Below are 20934 nucleotides of genomic sequence, written 5' to 3' on the forward strand. Positions count from 1 at the left end.
CTCTCAAGTGGGTCGTCCGGCCCGCGGGGGCGCCGGAGGCGTGGCGTCGAGGCCTTGCACCTGCCTCGCCGCACGAGTCCCGTCCGGCCGACGGAACGGGCCGGCGAGGTCGCGTACCTTCTGTTCCCTGACGCCGCGTTCGGCAATCCCTGTCCGGTCCACCTGATGGAACACCACTCCTCGGGTGGGGGCGGCGGACACGCCGCCCCCCACCTGAAAGGCGTCAGTCCTTGAACATCTCGTAGACCTGGTCGGACGCCTCGACGACCTGCTTCGCCGGGGGCTTCTGCACCGGCGTGGCGGTGCCGTAGTCGGCGTACCGCACGGTCATGTCGTAGGCCTTGGTGTCACCGACGGCCGGCATCTGCACGGTGAACTCGGTCAGCCGGCCCTGCCCGTCGAGCTTGGCGGTGAACGGCAGGGCTCCGGCCTTGTCGCCCAGCTTCTTGATGTCGTCGGCGTCGAGCATGTCCGAGTCGGTGAGCTTGGTGGCGTCGAGCGTGCCGGCGTAGGCCCCCTCGCCGGTCTGCTTCACGTCGGTAACCGCCTTGACCAGCGCGTCACTGCCGGCCGGGTCGACGTCGGCGAAGTCGAACTCCAGGTTCTTGGCGCCCTTGACCTTGGTGCGGTCGATGTGCTGGTACTTGCCCTTCATCGCCTTGAAGGCGGGGATGGCGTCGGCCATCTCGCCGCCGATCTCCAGCTTCACCCAGCTGTCGGTGTCGATGAAGACGAGGTGCATGTTCATCGACATGTCGTCGGCGGAGGCCGCGCCGGTGGCCATCTTCATCTCGGCGCTCTTGGACGGCATGTGCACGGTGCCGCCACCGTTCACCTCCGGGCCACCGGTCATGGTGAAGGTGAAGTTGCCCTTGCTGATCTCCTGGGTGGAGGCGAAGAGGGCCGCCTTCGGGTCGACCGGGGTCGGCGAGGCGGCGGCCGTGCCGTCGGAGTCGGCGGACTGCGACTTGCAGGCGGCCAGGCCGGGAACGAAGAGGGCGGCGGCGAGGAGACCGGCGCTCCACCGTCGAAGGTTCACGTTGTTCTCTTTTCGCGAGTCTGCACCCGGCCGCGACGGGCCGGGCATCGAGCCGGGGCAGCCTAACGGAAGGCAGGCCCGCCCCGGCCCCGCGGCGTCAGCGCAACGAGCCGGCGAGCTGCCGCAGCTCGTTCTCCCGGGCGTCGCCGATCACCAGGATCGTGCGGTTCGGTTCGAGCAGCACCAGGGCCTGGTCGTTGCCCCGGCCGGTGTACCGCTGCCAGTTGCGCCCGCCCAGGTCGGTGGGCCCCTGGGGCTGCCCCTCGGCGGTCAGCTCAGCGGGCAGCAGCTTCTCCGGCGGCACGTTGCTCTGCACGAGCTGGACGCCCCGCCCCTCCGGGGTGAGATAGCCGACGCGCAGGTTGGCGCCGCCCTCGACGGTGCGGTAGCTGGCGCTGACCGTACGCCAGCCGGAGCCAAGCCCGGCCGGCTCGCTGACCGGGAAGGCGTTCGCCGCACGGGCCTGCTCGTAGGCGGGCGCGGCGTCGATGACGGTCGGCTGCTCGCCGCCGAGGAAACCCCGGTAGAAGGCGACCAGCAGGGCGATCGGGACGAGCAGCACCAGCAGCGAGAGCGCCATGTCCTTCGGCGACCGCTCGGAGCGGGACTTCTCCTTGCCGGCGGGCCGCCCGCCGGCGGCCGGCCGCGCCGGCGGCACGTCGGCGTCCACTGCGGCGGCGTCGGGCGCCGGCTCGACCAGCGCCGGCTCGCCGCCGTCGGCGCCGCCGGCGGTCGTCTCGACCAGCGCCGCTTCGGTGCCGGCCCCGGTCGCCGAGCCGCCGCCGGCCGGCCCCTTCGACGGGCCGGACCCGGCCACCGCGTCGGTCGCCCCGGTCGGGGTCACCGGCGGCTGGCCGTCGGGCGGGGTCTGGTCGGCGGGTACGCGATCGGCAGGCTGTGCGGGGTCCACCCGTCCATTCTCGCAGCCGCGCGGGTGACCGATCCCGCCCACCACCGCCCCGCCCCGCCCCCGGACCTGTCATCGTGTGAGGATCAGCGACAAAGCCGGCAGCGGCGACCGCAGCACCCTGCCGGTCCACCCCGCAACGTCGCGAGGAGGAAGCCGTCATGACGACGAACACCAGGACGCGGATCCCCCAGGATCTCGACCGCAACCTTGCCCTCGATCTGGTCCGGGTCACCGAGGCAGCGGCGATGGCCGCCGGCCGGTGGGTCGGCCGGGGCGACAAGGAGGGCGGCGACGGGGCAGCCGTCGACGCGATGCGCAAGCTGATCAACTCGATCCCGATGCGCGGGGTGGTGGTGATCGGCGAGGGCGAGAAGGACAACGCGCCGATGCTCTTCAACGGCGAAGAGGTGGGCGACGGCACCGGCCCCGAGGTGGACGTCGCGGTGGACCCGGTCGACGGCACCACGCTGATGAGCAAGGGCATGCCGAACGCGCTGGCCGTGCTCGCGGTCTCCGAGCGCGGCGCGATGTTCGACCCGAGCGCGGTCTTCTACATGGAGAAGCTCGCCGTCGGTCCGATGTACGCCGACGTGGTGGACATCAACGCCGGGGTGGCCGACAACCTGCGCCGGATCGCCAAGGTCAAGGGCACCGACGTCTCCGAGGTGACGGTCTGCGTGCTGGACCGCTCCCGCCACGACGACCTGGTCAAGCAGATCCGGCGCACCGGGGCGGGGATCCGGTTCATCTCCGACGGCGACATCGCGGGCTCGATCGCGGCCGCCCGGGGCGAGTCCGACGTCGACGTGCTGATGGGGATCGGCGGCACGCCGGAGGGCATCATCTCGGCCTGCGCCCTCAAGTGCATGGGCGGGGCGATGCAGGCCAAGCTCTGGCCGCGCGACGCCGAGGAGCGGGAGAAGGCGCTGGCCGCCGGGCACGACCTTGACCGGGTGCTCAGCACCGACGACCTGGTCACCGGCGACAACTGCTTCTTCGTGGCCACCGGCGTCACCTCCGGTGACCTGCTGCGCGGCGTGCGCTACCGGGCGGGCGGGGCGTACACCCAGTCGATCGTGATGCGCTCCAAGAGCGGCACGATCCGGGTGATCGACTCGTACCACCGGCTGGAGAAGCTGGCCCTCTACTCGGCGGTCGACTTCGACGGCCGGCCGCTGGCCGAGCAGGAGTGAGCGCGGCCGGGACGGCGGTCCGTCCGACCGTCCCGGCGTCCCGGCGGATCGTCGCGGCCGGGTTGGCGACCGCCTCGGGGGTCGCGGTGGCCGTGCAGTCCCGGATCAACGGCGAACTGGGCGTACGCCTGGCCGACGGGATCGCCGCCGCGGTGGTCTCGTTCGGGCTGGGCCTGCTGGTGCTGCTGGTGCTGGTCCCCGCCACCCCGGGTGGGCGGCGGGGACTGCGCGACCTGCGCGCGGCGCTGCGGGACGGCTCGCTGCGCCCGTGGCAGTGCCTGGGCGGCTTGTGCGGGGCGTTCCTGGTCGCCACCCAGGGGCTCACCATCGGCACGCTCGGGGTGGCCGTCTTCACGGTGGCGGTGGTCGCCGGCCAGTCCGCGAGCAGCCTGGCGGTGGACCGGGCCGGGGTGGGCCCGGCCGGCCGGCAGCCGGTGACGCCGAGCCGGCTGGCCGGTGCGGCGCTGACCGTGCTCGCTGTCCTGCTGGCGGTGGGCGACCGGCTGGGCGACCCGGGGGCCCTGATGCTGGCCCTGCTGCCGCTGCTGGCCGGGGTCGGCATCGCCTGGCAGCAGGCGGTCAACGGTCGGGTCCGGGTCGCCTCGGGCAGCGCCCTGGCGGCCACACTGGTCAACTTCACCGTCGGCACGGCCGCCCTGCTGGTCACCTTCGCCGTCGACGGCGCGGTCCGGGGCTGGCCGACCGGCGCCCTGCCCGCCGAGCCGTGGCTCTACCTGGGCGGGCCGATCGGCATCGTGTTCATCGCGATCGCGGCGGCGATCGTCCGCTTCACCGGGGTGCTGCTGCTCGGGCTGGCCACCATCGCGGGGCAGATCGTCGGGGCCGTACTGCTGGATCTGGTTCTGCCGACCGCGGCCTCGCACCCGGGGCCGGCGACCCTGGCGGGCGCCGCGCTGACCCTGGTGGCGGTGCTGGTGGCCGCGCTCGGCCCGGCGCCCCGCCGCTGAGCCCGGGTCGGGCTCGCGGCGGGTGCCGGCGGGTCAGCGGCGCAGGGCCGTGACCGTCTCCTCGATCGCGCGGTCCAGCAGCGTCGCCTCGATGCCGAGGGTGGCGGTGGCGGCGGTGGAGTCCATCAGATACGGCCGGTCGAACTGGTAGGCGGTCTCGCGCAGCTCCCGCGCGAACGGGTCGGCCAGACCGCCGAGCCAGAGCACCGGGTAGGGCATCCGGGTCAGCTTCGGCGCGGGCGCGCCGACCAGCGCCGCCGCGCGGGTGGCCAGCTCGCGCATGCCGGCGGCGGGTGCGCTGGGCACGTGCCAGGCCCGGCCCCAGGCCCGCGCGTCGGCGGCGGCTTCGACGAGGGTACGGGCGACGTCCGGGATGTACGTCCAGGTGTGCGGGGCGTCCCAGTCGACCGGGAGGAAGACCCGCCGCCCGTCGAGCACCCGGGGCAGCACCAGCATCGGCAGGGACGTGCCGCCGGCGCCGAGGTAGTCGGAACCGCGCACCTCGGTGACCCGGGCCCGGCCGGCCCGGTGGGCGGCGAGCGCCTCGGTCCACATCCGGTTGCGCACCCGGCCCTTGGTGCCGGTGGCGGCGAGCGGGGTCTGCTCGGTCATCGGGCCGTCGACCGGCCCGTACCCGTAGAGGTTGCCGACCGTGGCGAGCACGGCGCCGGTCCGCTCGGCGGCGGTGAGCAGCGCGCCGGCCAGCGGCGGCCAGTCGGTCGGCCACCGGTGGTACGCCGGGTTCGCGCAGTTGTACAGCGCGTCCGCGCCCTCGGTCAGCGCGGTGAGCCGGTCGGCGTCGGCGGCGTCGGCGGCGACCCGCTCGACGGCGGGGTGCTCCGGCCCGCCGCCCCGGCGGGTCACCACTCGGACGCGCTCACCCCGCTCGGCGAGGAGACGGGCGGTGGCCGTGCCGACCGGACCGGAGCCGACGATCACGTGCAGCGACATGGGAACGCCTTTCGAAGCGGGGATACGAACCGAGAGCGCTGCTCTCACTTGCCGACACCAGCATGACCGCCCGCCCATCGCGCCGTCAAGAGCAGTGCTCTCTTTTTTGATTGCCGCTCCGATCCGTGGCAGAGTGGAGCCATGCCCGCTTCCTCGATCCGCGCCCGGGTCCGCGCCGAGATGCTCGACGAGATCAAGGCGGTGGCCCGCCGGCACCTCGCCACCGACGGCGCCAACCTCTCGCTGCGGGCGGTCGCCCGGGACATGGGGATGGTCTCCTCCGCCATCTACCGCTACTTCCCGAGCCGCGACGACCTGCTCACCGCGCTGATCCTGGAGGCGTACGACGCGCTCGGCGACGCGGTGGAGTCGGCCGACGCCGGCGCCGACCGGCAGGACCTGCGCGGCCGCTGGCACGCGGTGTGCCGGGCGGCCCGGGACTGGGCGCTCGCCCACCCCGCCGAGTACGCCCTGCTCTACGGCAGCCCGGTGCCCGGATACGCCGCACCCGACGACACCGTCCTGCCGGCCCAGCGCCCGCCGGTGACCCTGGTCGGCATCCTGCGCGACGGGCTGGTCGACGGGCGGCTGGCCGCCCCCGACGACAAGCTGCCCGAACCGGTCCGCGCCGACCTGGCCGAGATCGCCGCCGGGCTCTTCCCCGGCCTGCCGGAGTCGCTGCTGGCCCGGGGCATGGCCGGCTGGACGCAGCTGTTCGGCCTGATCAGCTTCGAGCTGTTCGGCCGGCTCAACCGGGCGGTCCCGCACCGGGACGCGTACTTCGACCACCAGACCGGGCTGATGGCCGACCTCATCGGCCTGCCCCGCTGACGGTCGCCTCAGCCGGCGTCGGAGGAGTGGCCCGGGAAGAGGTGTGCGCTCGGGTCGATGGCGACGGCGGCGTTGTTGACCGCGGTGGCCGCCTCGCCGAAGCCGGTGGCGATCAACCGCACCTTGCCCGGGTACTCGGTGATGTCCCCGGCGGCGAAGACGCGCGGCAGGTTGGTCGCCATCGCGCTGTCCACCACGATGTGCCGGCGGTCCAGCCGCAGCCCCCACTCGGCCAGCGGTCCGAGGTCGGCGGTGAAGCCCAGCGCCGCCACCACCGTGTCGACCGGCAGCGTCTCCGCGTCGCCGCCGCGCACGGTGATCTCGGCGGCGGTCACCGTCGCGTCCCCGTGCAGCCTGGTCAGCTCGGCGTTGACGATCACCCGCACCGGCAGGGCCAGCACCCGGGAGACGGTCGACGCGTGCGCCCGGAACTTCTCCCGCCGGTGCACCAGGGTCACCGAGCGGGCCAACGGTTGCAGGGTCAACGCCCAGTCGAAGGCCGAGTCCCCGCCGCCGACGATCAGCACGTCCCGGTCGGCCAGCGCCGCCGGCTCGGGTACGAAGTAGACGATCCCGCCGCCCACGAAGCTCTCCGCCACCGGCAGCGGGCGCGGGGTGAAGCTGCCCAGCCCACCGGTGATCACCACCGCGCCGCAGCGCAGCTGGTCACCGCCGGCGAGCCCGAGCACCGGCCGGCCGTCGACATGGGCGAGCTTCTCCGCCCGGGTGCCGAGCAGGTACTCCGGGTGGAACGGCGCGGCCTGGGCGACCAGGTTCGCCACCAGGTCCCGTCCCTTGACGGCGGGGAAGCCGGCGACGTCCAGGATCAGTTTCTCCGGGTACATCGCGGTGATCTGCCCGCCCGGCTCGGGCAGCGCGTCGACGACCGCCACGGACAGCCCGCGGAACCCGGCGTAGTACGCGGCGAAGAGGCCCGTCGGGCCGGCCCCGATCACCGCGACATCGACCTCGCGCATGGGCGTACCGTCGCTTTCCGCTGGCGGATCAACGCGTGCTGATGCCGACGGTAGGCCCGCCGCCCCGGCCGGGCAAGCATGTCCCGATCTTCGGCGGCCAGCGGCGGGTCGCCCGGCTCAGGGCATGGTGAGGGTCGACTCCGAGTGGTACGGCCCGCCCGACTCGGGCCGGCGGCGCCGGAACAGGATCGCCGCGACCACCCCGCCGAGCAGCCCGAACAGGTGTCCCTGCCAGGAGATCCGCTCGTCGGTGGGGAGGATGCCGAGCAGCTGCCAGCCGTAGAGCAGGCCGACCAGCAGCACCACCGCCAGGTTCCACCAGCTGCGCTCCACCAGGCCCCGGGTCAGCAGGATGCCGAGGTAGCCGAAGATCACCCCGCTGGCGCCGACGACCACCGAGTTGGGCGCGCCGGTGAACCAGACGCCGAGCCCGCTAACCAGCACGATGATCAGGGTGGACCAGAGGAAGCGCCGGGTGCCGGCGGCCAGCACGAAGGTGCCGAGCAGGATCAGCGGGATGCTGTTGCTGTAGAGGTGCTCGAAGCCGTGGTGCAGGAACGGCGAGAAGAAGACCCCGTCCAGGCCCTGGATGCGGTGCGGGATGATCCCCGCGGCCACGTCGAGGCCGAAGTCGAGCCCCTGGTCGAGGGCCTCGATGAGGAAGAGGAACGGCACGACCGCGCACATGGCGACGAAGGCCCGGCCGAGGGCGGCGTAGAACGCGTCGGTGCCGAACCGGGTCGGGTCGCCGCCCGCTGGGTGCAGGGTCACCCTGACAGGGGTATCAGCATTCGTGGCCGACCGCCACCTGGGCGGCGCGCCGGCCCCGAGCACGACGAGGGCGGAGCGGGTGGTCGCCCACCCGCCCCGCCCTCGTTCGCGACGATCAGTACCAGCCGACGCTCTGGCTGTGCGCCCAGGCGCCGCAGGGGTTGTCGTACCGGCCCTCGATGTAGCCCAGGCCCCACTTGATCTGGGTGGCCGGGTTGGTCCGCCAGTCGTCGGCGACCGTGCCCATCTTGCTGCCCGGCAGGGCCTGCGGGATGCCGTACGCCCCGGAGGAAGGGTTGCTGGCCTTGTGGTTCCAGCCGCTCTCCTTCGTCCAGAGCTTGTCCAGGCACGGCATCTGGTCGATCTTGAAGCCGGCGTCGAGCAGCAGCGCGCAGCCGATCTCGCGGTTGCCGCTGAACTCGTTGCAGGACGCGGGGATCGGACCGGTGAACGGCTGGGTCTTGGCCTCGGCCTCCTTCGCCGCCGCCTCCCGCGCCTTCTTCCGGGACGCCGCGGCGGCCTCGGCCTCGCGGGCCCGCTCGGCGGCCTCCTTGGCGGCCGCGGCGGCCCGCAGCTTCGCCTGGTACTCGGCGGCCCGCTGCTTGGCGGAGCTGCGCTGGTGGTCGGCCTGCCGCTCGCGCTGGTAGTCGTACTCGGCCTGGTCGACCTGGAGGCCGACCTGTGCGGTCAGGCCCTGTTGCTGGGTTTCCCGGTCTTCGCCCAGATAGAAGCCGCCGGCAACGCCCACGGAGAGCAGTGCGACGGCGGCCGTACGGGCGCCGAACCGGCTCCACAGCCGACTCACGAAGTGGTCCCTTCGTCGGGGGCAAGGACGCGGCGCGGGCCGGCCGTCTCCGGACGCGGTCGTGCCGCGAGCGCCCCGACCGGAGCCGGTCGCATCCGACGCACCGACTCTCGCCGGGGCTCGTCCTAGGGTGGGACGAACGATACTCGACGATCTTGTCGGGGCGCGGGCGCTCGTTGGACACCATCGCGCACAGTGAGACTGATGGGAAACCAAGAGACCCATTTGTGACCTGCGCCACAAAATGAATGTGGACGGAAGTGGGCGCAACGGACGCCCGAGACGACTACTGCGGGATGTCCTCCAGCAGATCAGTCACCATCGCGGCGATCGGCGACCGCTCCGAACGGCTCAGCGTGACGTGCGCGAAGAGCGGGTGACCCTTCAACGCCTCGATCACCGCGGTCACGCCGTCGTGCCGGCCCACCCGCAGGTTGTCCCGCTGGGCGACGTCGTGGGTGAGCACCACCCGGGACCCCTGACCGATCCGGGACAGCACGGTGAGCAGCACGCCCCGCTCCAGCGACTGCGCCTCGTCGACGATCACGAAGGCGTCGTGCAGGCTCCGGCCCCGGATGTGGGTCAGCGGCAGGACCTCCAGGATGCCCCGCGAGGTGACCTCCTCCAGCACGTTCTCGTGCACCACCGCGCCGAGGGTGTCGAAGACCGCCTGCGCCCAGGGCGACATCTTCTCCGACTCCGAGCCGGGCAGGTAGCCCAGCTCCTGGCCGCCGACGGCGTACAGCGGGCGGAAGACGATCACCTTCTTGTGCCGGCGGCGCTCCATCACCGCCTCCAGGCCGGCGCAGAGCGCCAGCGCGGACTTGCCGGTGCCGGCCCGCCCGCCCATCGAGACGATGCCGATCGACTCGTCCAGCAGCAGGTCCAGCGCGACGCGCTGCTCGGCCGAGCGACCGTGCAGGCCGAACGCCTCCCGGTCGCCCCGCACCAGCCGGACGGTCTTGTCGGGCAGCACCCGGCCCAGGGCCGAGCCGCGCGCCGAGTGCAGCACCAGGCCGGTGTGGCAGGGCAGGCCCGCCGCGGCGTCGAGGTCGAGCGTCTCACCGGCGTAGAGCCGGCCGATCTCCTCCTCGCCCAGCTCCAGCTCGGCCATGCCCGTCCAGGTGGGGTCGCTGGCCTGGCCGTGCCGGTACTCGTCGGCCCGCAGCCCGACCGAGGCGGCCTTGACCCGCAGCGGCATGTCCTTGCTGACCAGGGTCACCTCCCGGCCCTCGGCGGCCAGGTTCAACGCCACCGAGAGGATCCGGGCGTCGTTGGACTCGTTGCGGAAACCCGGCGGCAGCACGCCGTCGTCCGAGTGGTTGAGCTCCACCCGCAGCGTGCCGCCGGCGTCGTTGGCGGGCACCGGACGGTCCAGCCGCCCGTGCCGCACCCGCAGCTCGTCGAGCATGCGCAGGGACTGCCGGGCGAACCAGCCCAGCTCGGGGTGGTGGCGCTTGCCCTCCAGTTCGGAGATGACCACCAGGGGCAGGACCACCTCGTGCTCGGCGAAGCGGTGGAACGCCGCCGGGTCGGACAGGAGCACCGAGGTGTCCAGGACGAACGCCTGGCCGGCTGGTCGGGGCTCCTCGGTGCCGGCCGGAGCGGCGGCCGTCGTACGGCGGCTCCGGGTGGCTCGGCGGGTCGTGGCAGTCGCGGCCGGGGTCTGGTCGGCACCGGCGGGCGTACGGCGAGTCGTCACAGGCCTGCTCCGACGGATGGGCACCCGCCACCCGTGTTCCGCCTCCTCCGGTGCCCGGGGACACGGGGTCGGATGCGGAACCCCGTGCGCGAGGTCGCAGTTCCGGGCGGACCGGCTGGCCCGGGAGAACCCCGTGCCATGCCTAGACGCTAGCGGCGCCGGGCCACCTCGGCTAGAGGCGGAGGTGGATCTCCCCCGACCGGGACGTGAACGTCGGCGGCGGACCGGCCGGGATGCATGCCCCCTGCGCGCATCCCGGCCGGTGGGGCCACCGTCACCGGTCTGACGTGGCCCCGACGGTGCGTGCCCGCCGCGGACGACGCACCGGGTCGGTGCCGGCGTGGGTCGTCAGCCCTGCCGCCGGACGAGGGTCCCGGTCGGGTGCCGGCCGGTGACCGGCGGGGCCGGGGCGGTGAACGAGGAGCCGGTGTACGTGGTGCCCTGGCGGGCGACCGCGGTGGTGGTGACCTTCGCGGTGGTCACCACCGGTGGCCCGCTCACCGGCCCGGCCAGGGCCGAGGCGATCGCGGCCTGGGCGTCGCGGCGGCGCCGGTTCCACGCCCCCCGGTCGCCGTCGAAGTAGCCCTGCCGGTAGCCGAAGCGATAGCCGATCCGGTAGCTGAGCTGGCCGTGCAGCCGGCCCGCCGCGTAACTGGTGGCGCCGAGGACGAGAACGAGGAAGACCGCGAGGAACGGGCTCATCCGGCGGCTCCGCCGCGCCGCGCCGGCCCGGTCACCGGTCCTCCGGCTCGATCGTCGTGGGGTCGACGACCAGGAGCCGCTCCAGGTCGTCGGTGCTGACCTCCTCCACCAGCTCGACGCTGATCCGGCACCCGTCCAGGACGATCTCGGCCACCGAGGAGCGGCGGATCTCGCCGCCGGCGTCGTAGACCCGGACGCTCAGCTCCGGACAACCGAGATGGGTACGCCAGGCGTTCCACTCGTCCCGGTCCCCCACGCTCAGGGACAGGTAGCGGCACCCTCGGGCGAGGTAGAGGCGCCAGGGCGCGCTCAGTCCCGCGGCCACCCCCTCCGCGATCAGGCCGAAGGCCTGGGCACGGGTCGCGAGTTCGGTCACCGCACCTCCCTCGCGCTGGGGGCGTGACGCATGTGAGCACTAATCGTCTCATGCACGTGACACACCGTAGATTGTCCCACGAGCGTGACAGTATCAGCTTTTCGTCCGGTTACCCCCGCACCTAAGTCCTTCTATTCTGCCCAGGTGACACCCCTCGGAAAGGCCCCTGGATCGTTAACACGCGCCCGGAGAGAGTCGTCCCGTTCGCGTGACACCCGTACGCACGGACTCCCCACCACGGCCGTCCGGCCGTACCGTCACGGGGTGACCGAGACCGCCCCCGCCCGGAAGATCGCCTTCGCCAGTTTCGTCCGCCGGGCGCTCGACGACGCCCGGGCGATGCGGGCCTGGACGGGCACCGAGGTCTCCCGCCGCACCGGCGTCTCCCGGCAGACCATCAACCGGTGGGTCCGCGGCGACTGGGCCAGCGACCCGGAGGTGGAGCGGGTGGTCGCCTTCTGCGAGGGGCTCGGGCTCAACCCCGCCGCCGCCTTCGCCGCGCTGGGTTGGGACCGGGCCGCCGCGCCCCGCACCGCTACGACGCCACCCCCGATGGACCCGGACGTGGAAGCTCTGCTGCGCCGGCTGGTCGATCCCGCCGTCTCGGAAGCGGAGAAGTTCCACATTCGAGAAACCATTCGTTACCTCGCTTATCGCCCGACTCTGCCGGCCGAAGTCCGAAAACGAGACGAACAGGCCGGCTAGTTCCTCAGATGGCGAAAGAACGCCTGGTCAGACCTCTTCGTTTCGCTACGGGCCAGGAACGGGCGCGCTAGCGTCCGTATTCGTACTGCTTGGGCTCGTCGTCGGCGGGGGGACGGGACAAGGCCGAACCCAGCCCTGCGGGACAGAAGGAGGGGTCTGTCCATGACCCTGAAATGGTGGGCAGTCGTGGTCGCGGCGGTGTCGGTGACATCGTTCGTGACCGCAAATGTCGCGATAGGCGCGGTCGAGGGCGAGCAGATGCCACTGGTCGTCAACCTCCTCGCGCTCACCACCGCCGGCACCGCGGTGGTGCTGGCCGTGGTCGCCGAGCTGCACGAGCGGCTCAACGACCGGGTCAGCGCACTGACCGAGTTCCTGGTCGCCCGGCTCAACGAGATCGAGGCGCAGGCCGGCGACCGGAACACCGGATTCGTCGAGGGTTACCTGCTCAGCCACGGCCAGGAGGCCGACGTGGTGCCATTCGGGCGCCCGCGCCGGGGAGCCGCCGAACGCTGACCGACCACCCGGAAATCGTCCACCGCCGGAGGCGAGAAGGCGTCATCTCGCGGCCACGAATGAGCCGCTGCCGCCGGGGTACGCTGACGCGCGTGCCGCCGTTGAATCTGGGCAACCAGCAGCCGAAGACTCCGTTGGACGCCGAACACGCCTGGCGGGCCACCGCCGCGCGGGCGGCCCACACGGTGCTCTTCTTCGACTTCGACGGCACCTTGGCGCCGGTCGACGACGACCCCACCGCCGTGCAGCCCGCGCCCAAGGTGCTCGCCGCGCTGGAGGCGCTCGCCCCGGTGGTGCAGCGGGTGGCGATCGTCTCCGCCCGCCCGGTCGACTTCCTCCGCGACCACCTCGGTGGCCTCGCCGGCGTCGACCTGTACGGCCTGTACGGGCTGGAGCACAGCCACTCCGGGGGCGAGACGGTGACCGAGCCGGCCGCCCTGCCCTGGGTGCCGACCATGGCCGAGCTGGCCGACCTGGCCCGGGCCGAGCTGCCGGCCGGCACGCTGGTCGAGTTCAAGCGGTTGAGCGTCGCCCTGCACTGGCGTACCGCGCCGGGGCTGGGGCCGCAGGTCGAGCAGTGGGGACGCGCGCAGGCCGAGCGGCTGGGGCTGAAGGTGCAGGCCGGCCGGATGGTGCTGGAGCTCAAGCCCCCGGTCGACCGGGACAAGGGCCTGGTCATCGGCGAGATCGTTCGCGACGCCGGTGGCGCCTGGTACTTCGGCGACGACGTCTCCGACATCAAGGCCTTCGCCGCGCTGCGGGCCCGCGCCGCCGCCGACCCGGACTTCTTCGGCATCTGCGTGGCCGTGGCCAACCCGGAGACCGGTCACGAGGTGGCCGACGCCGCCGACCTCACCCTCGACTCCCCGGCCGCCCTCGGCGACTTCCTGACCAGGGCGCTGCCCCACCTGACCTGACCGACCGCCGCCGCGAGCGCGGGGCGAGCCGCCGTCAGGCGCCGAAGCGGCGCTGGCGGTTGGCGTAGGAGCGCAGGGCGCGGAGGAAGTCGACGCGGCGGAAGTCGGGCCAGTTGAGTTCGCAGAAGTAGAACTCCGAGTGGGCCGACTGCCAGAGCATGAAGCCGGAGAGGCGCTGCTCCCCGCTGGTCCGGATGATCAGATCCGGGTCCGGCAGGCCCTTGGTGTAGAGGTGCTCGGAGATGTGGTCGACGTCCAGCGCGCCGGCCAGCTCCTCGATGGTGCCGCCGGTGGCGGCGTGCTCCAGCAGCAGGGAGCGCACCGCGTCGGCGATCTCGCGCCGGCCGCCGTACCCGACGGCGATGTTGACCTGGGCGCCGCCGGCGCGGTCCCGGGTGCGCTCCTCGGCGGCCTTGAGGGCCTGTGCGTGGTGCGAGGGCAGCACGTCGAGCGCGCCGACCATCCGCAGCCGCCAGGGGTTGCCCTCCTCGGCCAGCTCGGTGGTCAGGTCCTCGATGATCTGGAGCAGCGGATCCAGTTCCTCCGCCGGCCGGGAAAGGTTGTCGGTGGAGAGCAGCCAGAGCGTGACGTGGCCCACACCGGCTGCGTCGCACCAGCGCAGCAGCTCCTTGATCCGCTCGGCGCCCATCCGGTGCCCGTCGTTGGGGTCGACGAAGCCCATCTCCCGCGCCCACCTGCGGTTGCCGTCGCACATGACGCCGACGTGCCGGGGCACCGGCTTGCCCGCGAGCGACGCCGTCAGCCGGCGCTCGTACACGGAGTAGAGGAGGTTCCGCAGAGTCATCACCTTGCAGGGTAGCGACCCGCCCGGCCGATGGTGACCTCGGAGGTTAACTACGCGCCGAGAGACCGATGCCGATCATGGCGAGGGTGCGGGCGTCCAGCCGGCCGTCACCGAGCCCCAACTCGACGACGCTGCGGTAGACCCGGTCGTCGCGGCGGGCCGCCCGGACGGCGGCGTCGACCACCCGCCGGTGCCGGGCCAGCCAGGCGGCGACCGAGCTGTGCCGCAGGTGCGCACCGAGCCGCCGGCGCAGCGCCTGGGCGTACCGGTCGGCCGCCCGGTCGGGTGCCGCCGCGGCGGCCGCGCCGGCCAGCGCCCCGGAGAGCAGCGCGTAGAAGATCCCCTCGCCGGTGAACGGGTTGATCAGGGAGAGCGCGTCGCCGGCCAGCACCACCCGACCCCGACCGGGCGACGGCCGGTGCGTGGAGAGCGGCAGGTGGTGGGCACGCAGCCCGGTGACCGTGGCCGGGTCGGTCGCCGGCAGCAACGCGGCGAGCCGGTCCAGCAGGTGCGCGCGGCTCAGCGGCTCGCCCCGCAGCACCTCCCCGTACCCGACGTTCGCGCGCCCGTCGCCGATCGGGAAGGACCAGGCGTACGCCGGCCAGCGCGGCCCCGAGGTGACGATGAACTGTTCGGGCGGGCCGGGCAGCGCCGGGGCGTACCCCCGGATGGCGAGCGCGAGGTGGCGGTCCGGGTTCGGCGGGTGGCCGAGCGCGCGGCGGACGATCGACCCGGCCCCGTCCGCGCCGACCACCGCCCGCGCGGCCAGTTTCCCGTCCAGCACCACCCGGTCGTCGCGCGGCTCGACTCGGCGGACGGTGTGCCGGCACAGCACCGCACCGGCGGCCACCGCCGCCGCGACCAGCCGGGCGTCGAACACCTCGCGGGGCACCGTGTACGCGGGCCGGGGCAGCGCCCGGGCCACCGCCGGGCCGCCCGGACCGACCAGCCGCAGCGCGGGCAGCGGGGCGTACCCGGCCACCGCGTCGGTCACCCCCAGCCCGGCGAGGACATCCAGCGCGTGCGCCGCGATGCCGTCCCCGCAGGCCTTGTCCCTCGGGAAGTCGGACCGGTCCAGCAGCAGCACCCGGGCCCCGGCCCGGCGGGCGGCCAGCGCGGCGGCCGCCCCGGCCGGTCCCGCCCCGACCACGATCAGGTCGAATTCGTCGCTCACCGCGTCGCCTCCCGCCCGCAGCCGCCCACCGGCCCATCCTGCCCGCCCCACGCCCCCGAACCCCGCCGCCGCACCGACCCACCCCCACCCCCGCCCCCGGCCCTCCCCCGCCCACCCGACACCGTTGATCAAGAAGTTTGCGTCGGGATTCGGCCCCGGCCCGACGCAAACTTCTTGATCAACGCGGGATGGGTCCACCCCACCCCCGGTCGGGCCGGCTCCGGCGCGGCCGGCTCGCGGGAGAGGTTGATCAAGAAGTTTGGGTCGGGAGAGGGCGGGATTTTGACGCAAACCTCTTGATCAACGGGCTCGGGGGCTCGGGCGGTCGGGGGCGGGGTGGGGTCAGGTGGGGGGTGGGGGTGGTTCGGCGCGGGTGGCGCGCCAGAGGCCGTAGAGGGCGAGGACGGCGGCGGCGACGAGCGGGCCGCCGTCCCGGACCAGGCCGTCGACGCCGAGCAGCCACCAGCAGAGCGGCAGGTGGACGGCGAGCACGCCCACGGTGATCACCACCAGCAGGGTGCGGGCCCAGCGGCGGCCGCGCATCAGGAACGCGGTGCAGAGGAGCACCGCGTAGCTGACCGCGATGCCGGCGAGGAACCAGAACACCACCGCCGGCGCGGCGGCCAGCCGGCCGTCCAGGATCGCGCCCCCGGCCACCAGCGCCGGCACCAGCATCAACGGGCTGTACGTGAAGGCGGCGACCCGGCTGGTGAGCAGCCACCCGGTGACCGGCGGCCGCTTCGGGGCGGCCTCCCGCCAGGAGATCGTGCCGCCGGAGACCACCAGGGTCTTGCGGTGCCGGACGAGGTACGCGCCGACCGCCTCGGAGCGGTAGAGCAGCACGACCACGCTCACGCAGAGCGCGGTGAGCAGGGCGAAACCGAGCAGCCCGGGCAGCGGCGGCACCCCCTGCCGGGGCACCACCAACCGGCCCACCGCGAAGATCGTGGTCACCGCGAGGATCAGCCCGAACGGCCGGGCCACGGTACGACCGCGGTTGACGTGCCCGATCAGCACCAGGAAGGCGAGTGAGCGGAGCATCGCCCAGCCGGTGCGTACGGCCAGGCCGAACTCCTGCTCCGGGGCGTACCACCAGTTGAGCAGCTCGACCACGACGGTGGCCGCCGCCGTGACGGCGAGCAGCGTGGTCAGGGCCCGGACGGCGGACGGCCGCCGGACCTCGGTGGTCTCGGCGGCCGTCCTCATGGGATCCGATGTTGCCCGGTACGGGCAACCGTCACACCTACTTCTGCGGCTGCTCCGCGTCGAGCCGGGCGCGCAGCGCGTCCAGCTCGGCCCAGAGGACACCCGGCAGCTTGTCACCGAACTTCTCGAACCACTCGGTGACCAGCGGGAGCTCGTTGCGCCACTCCTCCGGGTCCACCTTGAGGGCGATCCGGACGTCCTCCGGGGTCATGTCCAGGCCCTCGACGTCCAGCGCGTCCTGCGCGGGCACCATGCCGATCGGGGTCTCGACCGCGTCGGCGCGACCCTCGAGCCGCTCGACGACCCACTTGAGCACCCGGGAGTTCTCGCCGAAGCCCGGCCAGAGGAAGTTGCCCTCGGCGTCCTTGCGGAACCAGTTGACGTAGTAGATCTTGGGCAGCTTGGCCTCGTCGCCGTCGACGCCCTTGCCCATCTCGATCCAGTGCCGGAAGTAGTCGCCGGCGTGGTAGCCGATGAACGGCAGCATCGCCATCGGGTCGCGGCGGACGACGCCGACCGCGCCGGACGCGGCGGCGGTGGTCTCCGAGGAGAGCGTCGCGCCCATGTAGACGCCGTGCACCCAGTCGCGGGCCTCGGTGACCAACGGGATGGTGTCCCGGCGACGGCCACCGAAGAGGATCGCGTCGATCGGCACGCCGTTCGGGTCGTAGTAGTCCTCGGCGAGGATGGGGCACTGGGTGATCGGGGTGCAGAACCGGCTGTTCGCGTGCGAGGAGAGGCTGTCACTCTCCGGCGTCCAGTCGTTGCCCTTCCAGTCGATCAGGTGCGCCGGCGGCTCACCCATGCCCTCCCACCAGATGTCCCCGTCGTCGGTCAGGGCCACGTTGGTGAAGATCGAGTTGCCGCGGTCCAGCGTCCGCATGGCGTTGGCGTTGGTCTTCCAGTCGGTGCCGGGCGCGACGCCGAAAAGGCCGTACTCCGGGTTCACCGCGTAGAGGCGGCCGTCGGAGCCGAAGCGCATCCAGGCGATGTCGTCGCCGATGGTCTCGACCTTCCAGCCCGGGATGGTCGGCTCCAGCATGGCGAGGTTGGTCTTGCCGCAGGCGGACGGGAAGGCGCCGGCGACGTGGTAGACCTTGCCCTCCGGCGAGGTGATCTTGAGGATCAGCATGTGCTCGGCGAGCCAGCCCTCGTCGCGCCCCATCACGCTGGCGATCCGCAGCGAGTAGCACTTCTTGCCGAGCAGCGAGTTGCCGCCGTAGCCGGAGCCGAAGGACCAGATCTCCCGGCTCTCCGGGAAGTGCGAGATGTACTTCGTCTCGTTGCACGGCCAGGCGACGTCCTGCTGGCCGGGGGCGAGCGGGGCGCCGATGGAGTGCAGCGCGTGCACGAAGTCGGCGTCGTCGCCCATCGCCTCGAGGACCTTGGCGCCCATCCGGGTCATGATCCGCATCGAGGCCACCACGTACGGGCTGTCGGTGATCTCGACGCCGAACATGGGGCTCTCGGCCTCCACCGGGCCCATGCAGAACGGGATGACGTACATGGTGCGCCCGCGCATGCTCCCGCGGTACAGCTCCGTCATCGTCCGCTTCATCTCGGCCGGCGCCATCCAGTTGTTGGTGGGGCCGGCGTCCGCCTCGTCGACGGAGCAGATGTAGGTGCGCTCCTCGACCCGGGCGACGTCCGTGGGGTCCGTGCGCGCGTAGAACGAGTTGGGCTTCTTCTCCGGGTTGAGCCGGATCAGGGTGCCGGACTCGACCAGCTCGTCGGTGAGGCGCCGCCACTCCTCATCGGACCCGTCCACCCAGACCACGCGGTCGGGGGTGGTCAGTTCCGCGACTTCTCTGACCCAGGCGAGCAGCTTGGGGTGGGTAGTCGGGGCCTGATCGATACCCCGAACAGTAGCCGGAGCAACCATGACACATCTCCTTGTGGTCGACGCTGACCGTTCTATGGATGCACGAGTCTGGCGGGCGCGAGCCGCGTCGCCATCGTGGAAACCTGGGATTGCGCTCAGCGTAAACCGGGCCGAGCCGCGAGTCAGTGGGACTGGTTGTGAAGAACTGCACAAGGTACGGCCCGGCTGCGGCATCACGAGCTAATACCCGCTTTCCCGCGCAGTTTCACGCAAATCCTGCGGCGAACTGTTGGCGGCCACCGGAACGGACGATGACGGACAGCGGAACCGGGCTTCCGGTGACGGGCACGTCGATTGGGCGAACCGAACGGCGATCGATCCACAAAGAGTTACGCTCTGCTCACCTGCGGCGGCAGCGGACGGGCCGGTGACGACCCGCGTCGGGAGCGATCCGGGCCGGCTCGCCGTTGCTGCGCGTCCGGCTCGCTCCCGACCGGTACTCTCGGCGGGTGGCCGCGACGATGACCGGGGACCAACCAGGGTCTCCGCCGACCCGCCCGGGTCTGGTCCGCACACTGCTGGACCGCTTCGGTCACCTCGTCCGCGAGCTGAGCAAGTTCGCCACGGTGGGCGGGATCGCCTTCCTCATCGACTTCACGCTCTTCAACTACCTGACGACCGTGCGTGACGTCGAGCAGGTGACCGCCAAGACGATCTCCACCGTCATCGCGGCCAGCGTCGCCTTCGTGGGCAACCGGTTCTGGACCTGGCGCCACCGCAAGCGCTCCAACCCGGCCCGCGAGTACGCGCTGTTCTTCTTCTTCAACGCAGTGGGCCTGGGCATCGCCGTGGCCTGCCTGGCGATCAGCCGGTACGGCCTGGGCAGCATCTGGCCGGAGGTCTTCCAGACCCCGCTGGCCGACAACATCGCCAGCTTCATCGTCGGCACCGGCCTGGGGACGCTGTTCCGGTTCTGGTCGTACCGACGGTTCGTCTTCGTGGAAGCGGGAAATCCCCCGGTTCCGGAGGCGGCGCACGACCGGCCGCCGGGGGCGTGACCTGCCGCCCACCTCGTCCGGCCGGGACCTGCCGGCCCCAACCACTGCCCTAAGGTGTTCCGCATGCGTCTTGTCCGTCTGCTGCCCGAGCGCTGGCAGAAGTTCATCCACGAGGCGCTCAAATTCGGCGTCGTCGGTGGCATCAACACCGTCATCAATTACGCGGTGTTCAATGTCCTGGCACTCACCGTTTTTGTCAACGGTCAACTGAAGGCGACCGTGATCGCCACCGTGGTGGCGACAATCACGTCGTATCTGATGAATCGGCACTGGACGTACCGGGATCGACCGAAATCCGCGTTGAAGCGGGAATACGTCCTGTTCTTCCTGTTCAACGCCACCGGCCTGCTGATCGAACTGGGCGTCCTCGCCGCCGCCAAGTACGGCCTGGGCGTGAACAGCCTGCTCGCGCTCAACGTGGCGAAGACCGGCGGCGTGCTGCTGGCGACCATGTTCCGGTTCTGGTCCTACCGGACGTTCGTGTTCCAGCCGGTGCCCGCGCACGCCGAGGAGACCTGGCACACGATCCACCGGGACGAGTGGGACACCATGGCCGAGCTGGACCCGGTGGCCGAGCTGGCCGAGTCGGTCAGCGAGTTGGAGGAGGCCCAGCAGCAGCAGGCGGCGCAGCGGCCCGGCGGCCCGATGGCCGATCCGGTCTTCCCGCAGCCGACCGGACGTCCCGCCCCGCTGGACGCCGGGCTGGGCAGCACGATCGGCGCCGACCTCGACGCCGAGCTGGCCGCGGAACTGCACGCCGGCACCCGCCGCCCCCGCCGCTGACCCCGCCGCCCGGGACGAACCGGGCACCCGCATGTCGCCGATGTGGCGGTGTCCGATGATCTCGGACACCGCCACATCTGCGAAGCGGGGTCGATCAGGCCGGGGTCGGGCCAGGAGTCAGCTGGTGGGGTCGCGCAGCGGCTTGCCCTCGCGCATGTCGGCCAGGATGTCGCGCATCTCCCCGTCGCCCAGCGAGTGCTTGTCGTGGTGGGCCTCGACCAGCTCGTAGAGCTTGGTCTGCACCTGGCCCACGGACGGGACGTCGCGCAGCACGGACTGGCCGCGCTCGCCCGCCGACTCGATGGTGAGCGTGCCGCAGCCGAGCAGCCGCTCGACGAAGCGCTGGCTCATCGCGTGGTCGTTGATCCGGGTGAGCGGGATGTCCCGCCGGTCCCGGGAGAGCACGCCCTGCTGGAGCAGCACCCGCTCGTTGGTGAACAGGTAGTGCGTGGTGCGCCAGACCAGGAACGGCCAGAGGCCCAGCCAGAGCGCCAGCACCAGGGCCAGCCCGGCGATCACGTACAGCGCGATCGTGGCGCCGTCGCCGTCGGGCAGCAGGACCCAGCCCGCCACCACGGCGGCGACGCCGAGGACCAGCACCAGGATCGGCCGCAGCAGCGCCTTCCAGTGCGGGTGCAGATGCAGGACGACGTGCTCGTCCTCGGTGAGCACGTCTTCGGGAAACGCCACGGGGAACCTCCTCGGCACGGATCGGACGCGCTG

General features: G+C 72.5%; 22 protein-coding genes. 8 read left to right on the forward strand and 14 right to left on the reverse strand.

Annotated features, from left to right (window positions below):
- Positions 1 to 223: 223 nt before the first annotated feature.
- Both FHX75_RS12315 and FHX75_RS12320 read right to left on the reverse strand, forming a co-directional pair.
- Complete coding sequence (locus tag FHX75_RS12315; RefSeq protein ID WP_154939529.1) at positions 224 to 1039, reverse strand: hypothetical protein; 816 nt, start codon at positions 1037 to 1039, stop codon at positions 224 to 226.
- Positions 1040 to 1136: 97 nt separating this feature from the next.
- Positions 1137 to 1949 carry a DUF4245 domain-containing protein gene (locus FHX75_RS12320; protein ID WP_154939531.1) on the reverse strand — a complete coding sequence of 271 codons (813 nt, stop codon included), beginning with the start codon at positions 1947 to 1949 and terminating at the stop codon, positions 1137 to 1139.
- A 158-nt stretch (positions 1950 to 2107) separates the two neighbouring features.
- On the opposite strand from FHX75_RS12320, the gene glpX reads away from it, so the two are divergent.
- Both glpX and FHX75_RS12330 read left to right on the forward strand, forming a co-directional pair.
- The gene (gene glpX / locus FHX75_RS12325) at positions 2108 to 3142 is read left to right on the forward strand and encodes a class II fructose-bisphosphatase (RefSeq protein WP_088963962.1); all 1035 of its coding nucleotides are present in this window, start codon (positions 2108 to 2110) and stop codon (positions 3140 to 3142) included.
- Positions 3139 to 4110: a DMT family transporter gene (locus tag FHX75_RS12330; protein WP_154939533.1), complete on the forward strand. Its 972-nt coding sequence runs from the start codon at positions 3139 to 3141 to the stop codon at positions 4108 to 4110. Before glpX ends, FHX75_RS12330 begins: the two co-directional genes overlap by 4 nt.
- 33 nt (positions 4111 to 4143) lie before the next feature.
- Here the strand turns inward: FHX75_RS12330 and FHX75_RS12335 are convergent, their stop codons facing one another.
- Positions 4144 to 5061, reverse strand: coding sequence for an NAD-dependent epimerase/dehydratase family protein (locus FHX75_RS12335; protein ID WP_154939535.1), 918 nt, complete (start codon positions 5059 to 5061; stop codon positions 4144 to 4146).
- A 141-nt stretch (positions 5062 to 5202) separates the two neighbouring features.
- On the opposite strand from FHX75_RS12335, the gene FHX75_RS12340 reads away from it, so the two are divergent.
- The gene (locus FHX75_RS12340) at positions 5203 to 5892 is read left to right on the forward strand and encodes a TetR/AcrR family transcriptional regulator (RefSeq protein ID WP_154939537.1); all 690 of its coding nucleotides are present in this window, start codon (positions 5203 to 5205) and stop codon (positions 5890 to 5892) included.
- An 8-nt stretch (positions 5893 to 5900) separates the two neighbouring features.
- On the opposite strand, the gene FHX75_RS12345 is transcribed toward FHX75_RS12340, so the two are convergent.
- The 6 genes from FHX75_RS12345 to FHX75_RS12370 form a co-directional block, all read right to left on the reverse strand.
- Entirely contained in the window at positions 5901 to 6869 is a 969-nt protein-coding gene (locus tag FHX75_RS12345) for an NAD(P)/FAD-dependent oxidoreductase (protein WP_154939539.1), read from the reverse strand.
- 117 nt (positions 6870 to 6986) lie between these two features.
- The gene (locus tag FHX75_RS12350; RefSeq protein WP_154939541.1) at positions 6987 to 7640 is read right to left on the reverse strand and encodes a rhomboid family intramembrane serine protease; all 654 of its coding nucleotides are present in this window, start codon (positions 7638 to 7640) and stop codon (positions 6987 to 6989) included.
- Positions 7641 to 7755: 115 nt separating this feature from the next.
- A complete protein-coding gene (locus FHX75_RS12355) occupies positions 7756 to 8445 on the reverse strand; it encodes an aggregation-promoting factor C-terminal-like domain-containing protein (protein WP_154939543.1) in 690 nt (229 codons plus the stop codon).
- A 286-nt stretch (positions 8446 to 8731) separates the two neighbouring features.
- On the reverse strand, positions 8732 to 10147 hold the full coding sequence (phoH2, locus tag FHX75_RS12360) for an RNA 5'-3' helicase PhoH2 (protein ID WP_154939545.1): 1416 nt from the start codon (positions 10145 to 10147) through the stop codon (positions 8732 to 8734).
- A 348-nt stretch (positions 10148 to 10495) separates the two neighbouring features.
- Positions 10496 to 10849, reverse strand: coding sequence for a hypothetical protein (locus tag FHX75_RS12365; RefSeq protein WP_154939547.1), 354 nt, complete (start codon positions 10847 to 10849; stop codon positions 10496 to 10498).
- Positions 10850 to 10880: 31 nt separating this feature from the next.
- Positions 10881 to 11225: a hypothetical protein gene (locus FHX75_RS12370; protein ID WP_154939549.1), complete on the reverse strand. Its 345-nt coding sequence runs from the start codon at positions 11223 to 11225 to the stop codon at positions 10881 to 10883.
- Between the two features lie 264 nt (positions 11226 to 11489).
- Between FHX75_RS12370 and FHX75_RS12375 the strand changes: the two genes are divergently transcribed.
- The 3 genes from FHX75_RS12375 (at position 11490) to otsB (ending at position 13363) form a co-directional block, all read left to right on the forward strand.
- Positions 11490 to 11930 carry an XRE family transcriptional regulator gene (locus FHX75_RS12375; RefSeq protein ID WP_154939551.1) on the forward strand — a complete coding sequence of 147 codons (441 nt, stop codon included), beginning with the start codon at positions 11490 to 11492 and terminating at the stop codon, positions 11928 to 11930.
- Positions 11931 to 12092: 162 nt separating this feature from the next.
- Positions 12093 to 12446: a hypothetical protein gene (locus FHX75_RS12380; protein WP_154939553.1), complete on the forward strand. Its 354-nt coding sequence runs from the start codon at positions 12093 to 12095 to the stop codon at positions 12444 to 12446.
- 92 nt (positions 12447 to 12538) lie between these two features.
- Positions 12539 to 13363, forward strand: coding sequence for a trehalose-phosphatase (otsB, locus tag FHX75_RS12385; protein WP_154939555.1), 825 nt, complete (start codon positions 12539 to 12541; stop codon positions 13361 to 13363).
- Between the two features lie 34 nt (positions 13364 to 13397).
- On the opposite strand, the gene FHX75_RS12390 is transcribed toward otsB, so the two are convergent.
- From FHX75_RS12390 to FHX75_RS12405, 4 genes are all read right to left on the reverse strand, one after another.
- On the reverse strand, positions 13398 to 14168 hold the full coding sequence (locus tag FHX75_RS12390) for an isoprenyl transferase (protein WP_154939557.1): 771 nt from the start codon (positions 14166 to 14168) through the stop codon (positions 13398 to 13400).
- Between the two features lie 46 nt (positions 14169 to 14214).
- Positions 14215 to 15342 (reverse strand): geranylgeranyl reductase family protein, encoded by a 1128-nt coding sequence (locus tag FHX75_RS12395; protein ID WP_246157982.1) that lies wholly within the window; start codon positions 15340 to 15342, stop codon positions 14215 to 14217.
- 342 nt (positions 15343 to 15684) lie between these two features.
- Positions 15685 to 16548: a hypothetical protein gene (locus FHX75_RS12400; RefSeq protein WP_154939559.1), complete on the reverse strand. Its 864-nt coding sequence runs from the start codon at positions 16546 to 16548 to the stop codon at positions 15685 to 15687.
- Positions 16549 to 16585: 37 nt separating this feature from the next.
- Positions 16586 to 18430 carry a phosphoenolpyruvate carboxykinase (GTP) gene (locus FHX75_RS12405; RefSeq protein ID WP_154939561.1) on the reverse strand — a complete coding sequence of 615 codons (1845 nt, stop codon included), beginning with the start codon at positions 18428 to 18430 and terminating at the stop codon, positions 16586 to 16588.
- A 461-nt stretch (positions 18431 to 18891) separates the two neighbouring features.
- Here FHX75_RS12405 and FHX75_RS12410 point away from each other — a divergent pair, with 461 nt between their 5' ends.
- Together FHX75_RS12410 and FHX75_RS12415 are read left to right on the forward strand one after the other, a co-directional pair.
- Complete coding sequence (locus FHX75_RS12410) at positions 18892 to 19428, forward strand: GtrA family protein (RefSeq protein ID WP_154941942.1); 537 nt, start codon at positions 18892 to 18894, stop codon at positions 19426 to 19428.
- A gap of 63 nt (positions 19429 to 19491) precedes the next feature.
- Positions 19492 to 20211, forward strand: coding sequence for a GtrA family protein (locus FHX75_RS12415; protein WP_154939563.1), 720 nt, complete (start codon positions 19492 to 19494; stop codon positions 20209 to 20211).
- 117 nt (positions 20212 to 20328) lie between these two features.
- Here the strand turns inward: FHX75_RS12415 and FHX75_RS12420 are convergent, their stop codons facing one another.
- Positions 20329 to 20901: a PH domain-containing protein gene (locus FHX75_RS12420; RefSeq protein WP_154939565.1), complete on the reverse strand. Its 573-nt coding sequence runs from the start codon at positions 20899 to 20901 to the stop codon at positions 20329 to 20331.
- Positions 20902 to 20934 lie beyond the last annotated feature (33 nt).

The sequence above is a fragment of the Micromonospora palomenae genome (genome assembly GCF_007829925.1).
Lineage (GTDB): Bacteria > Actinomycetota > Actinomycetes > Mycobacteriales > Micromonosporaceae > Micromonospora > Micromonospora purpureochromogenes.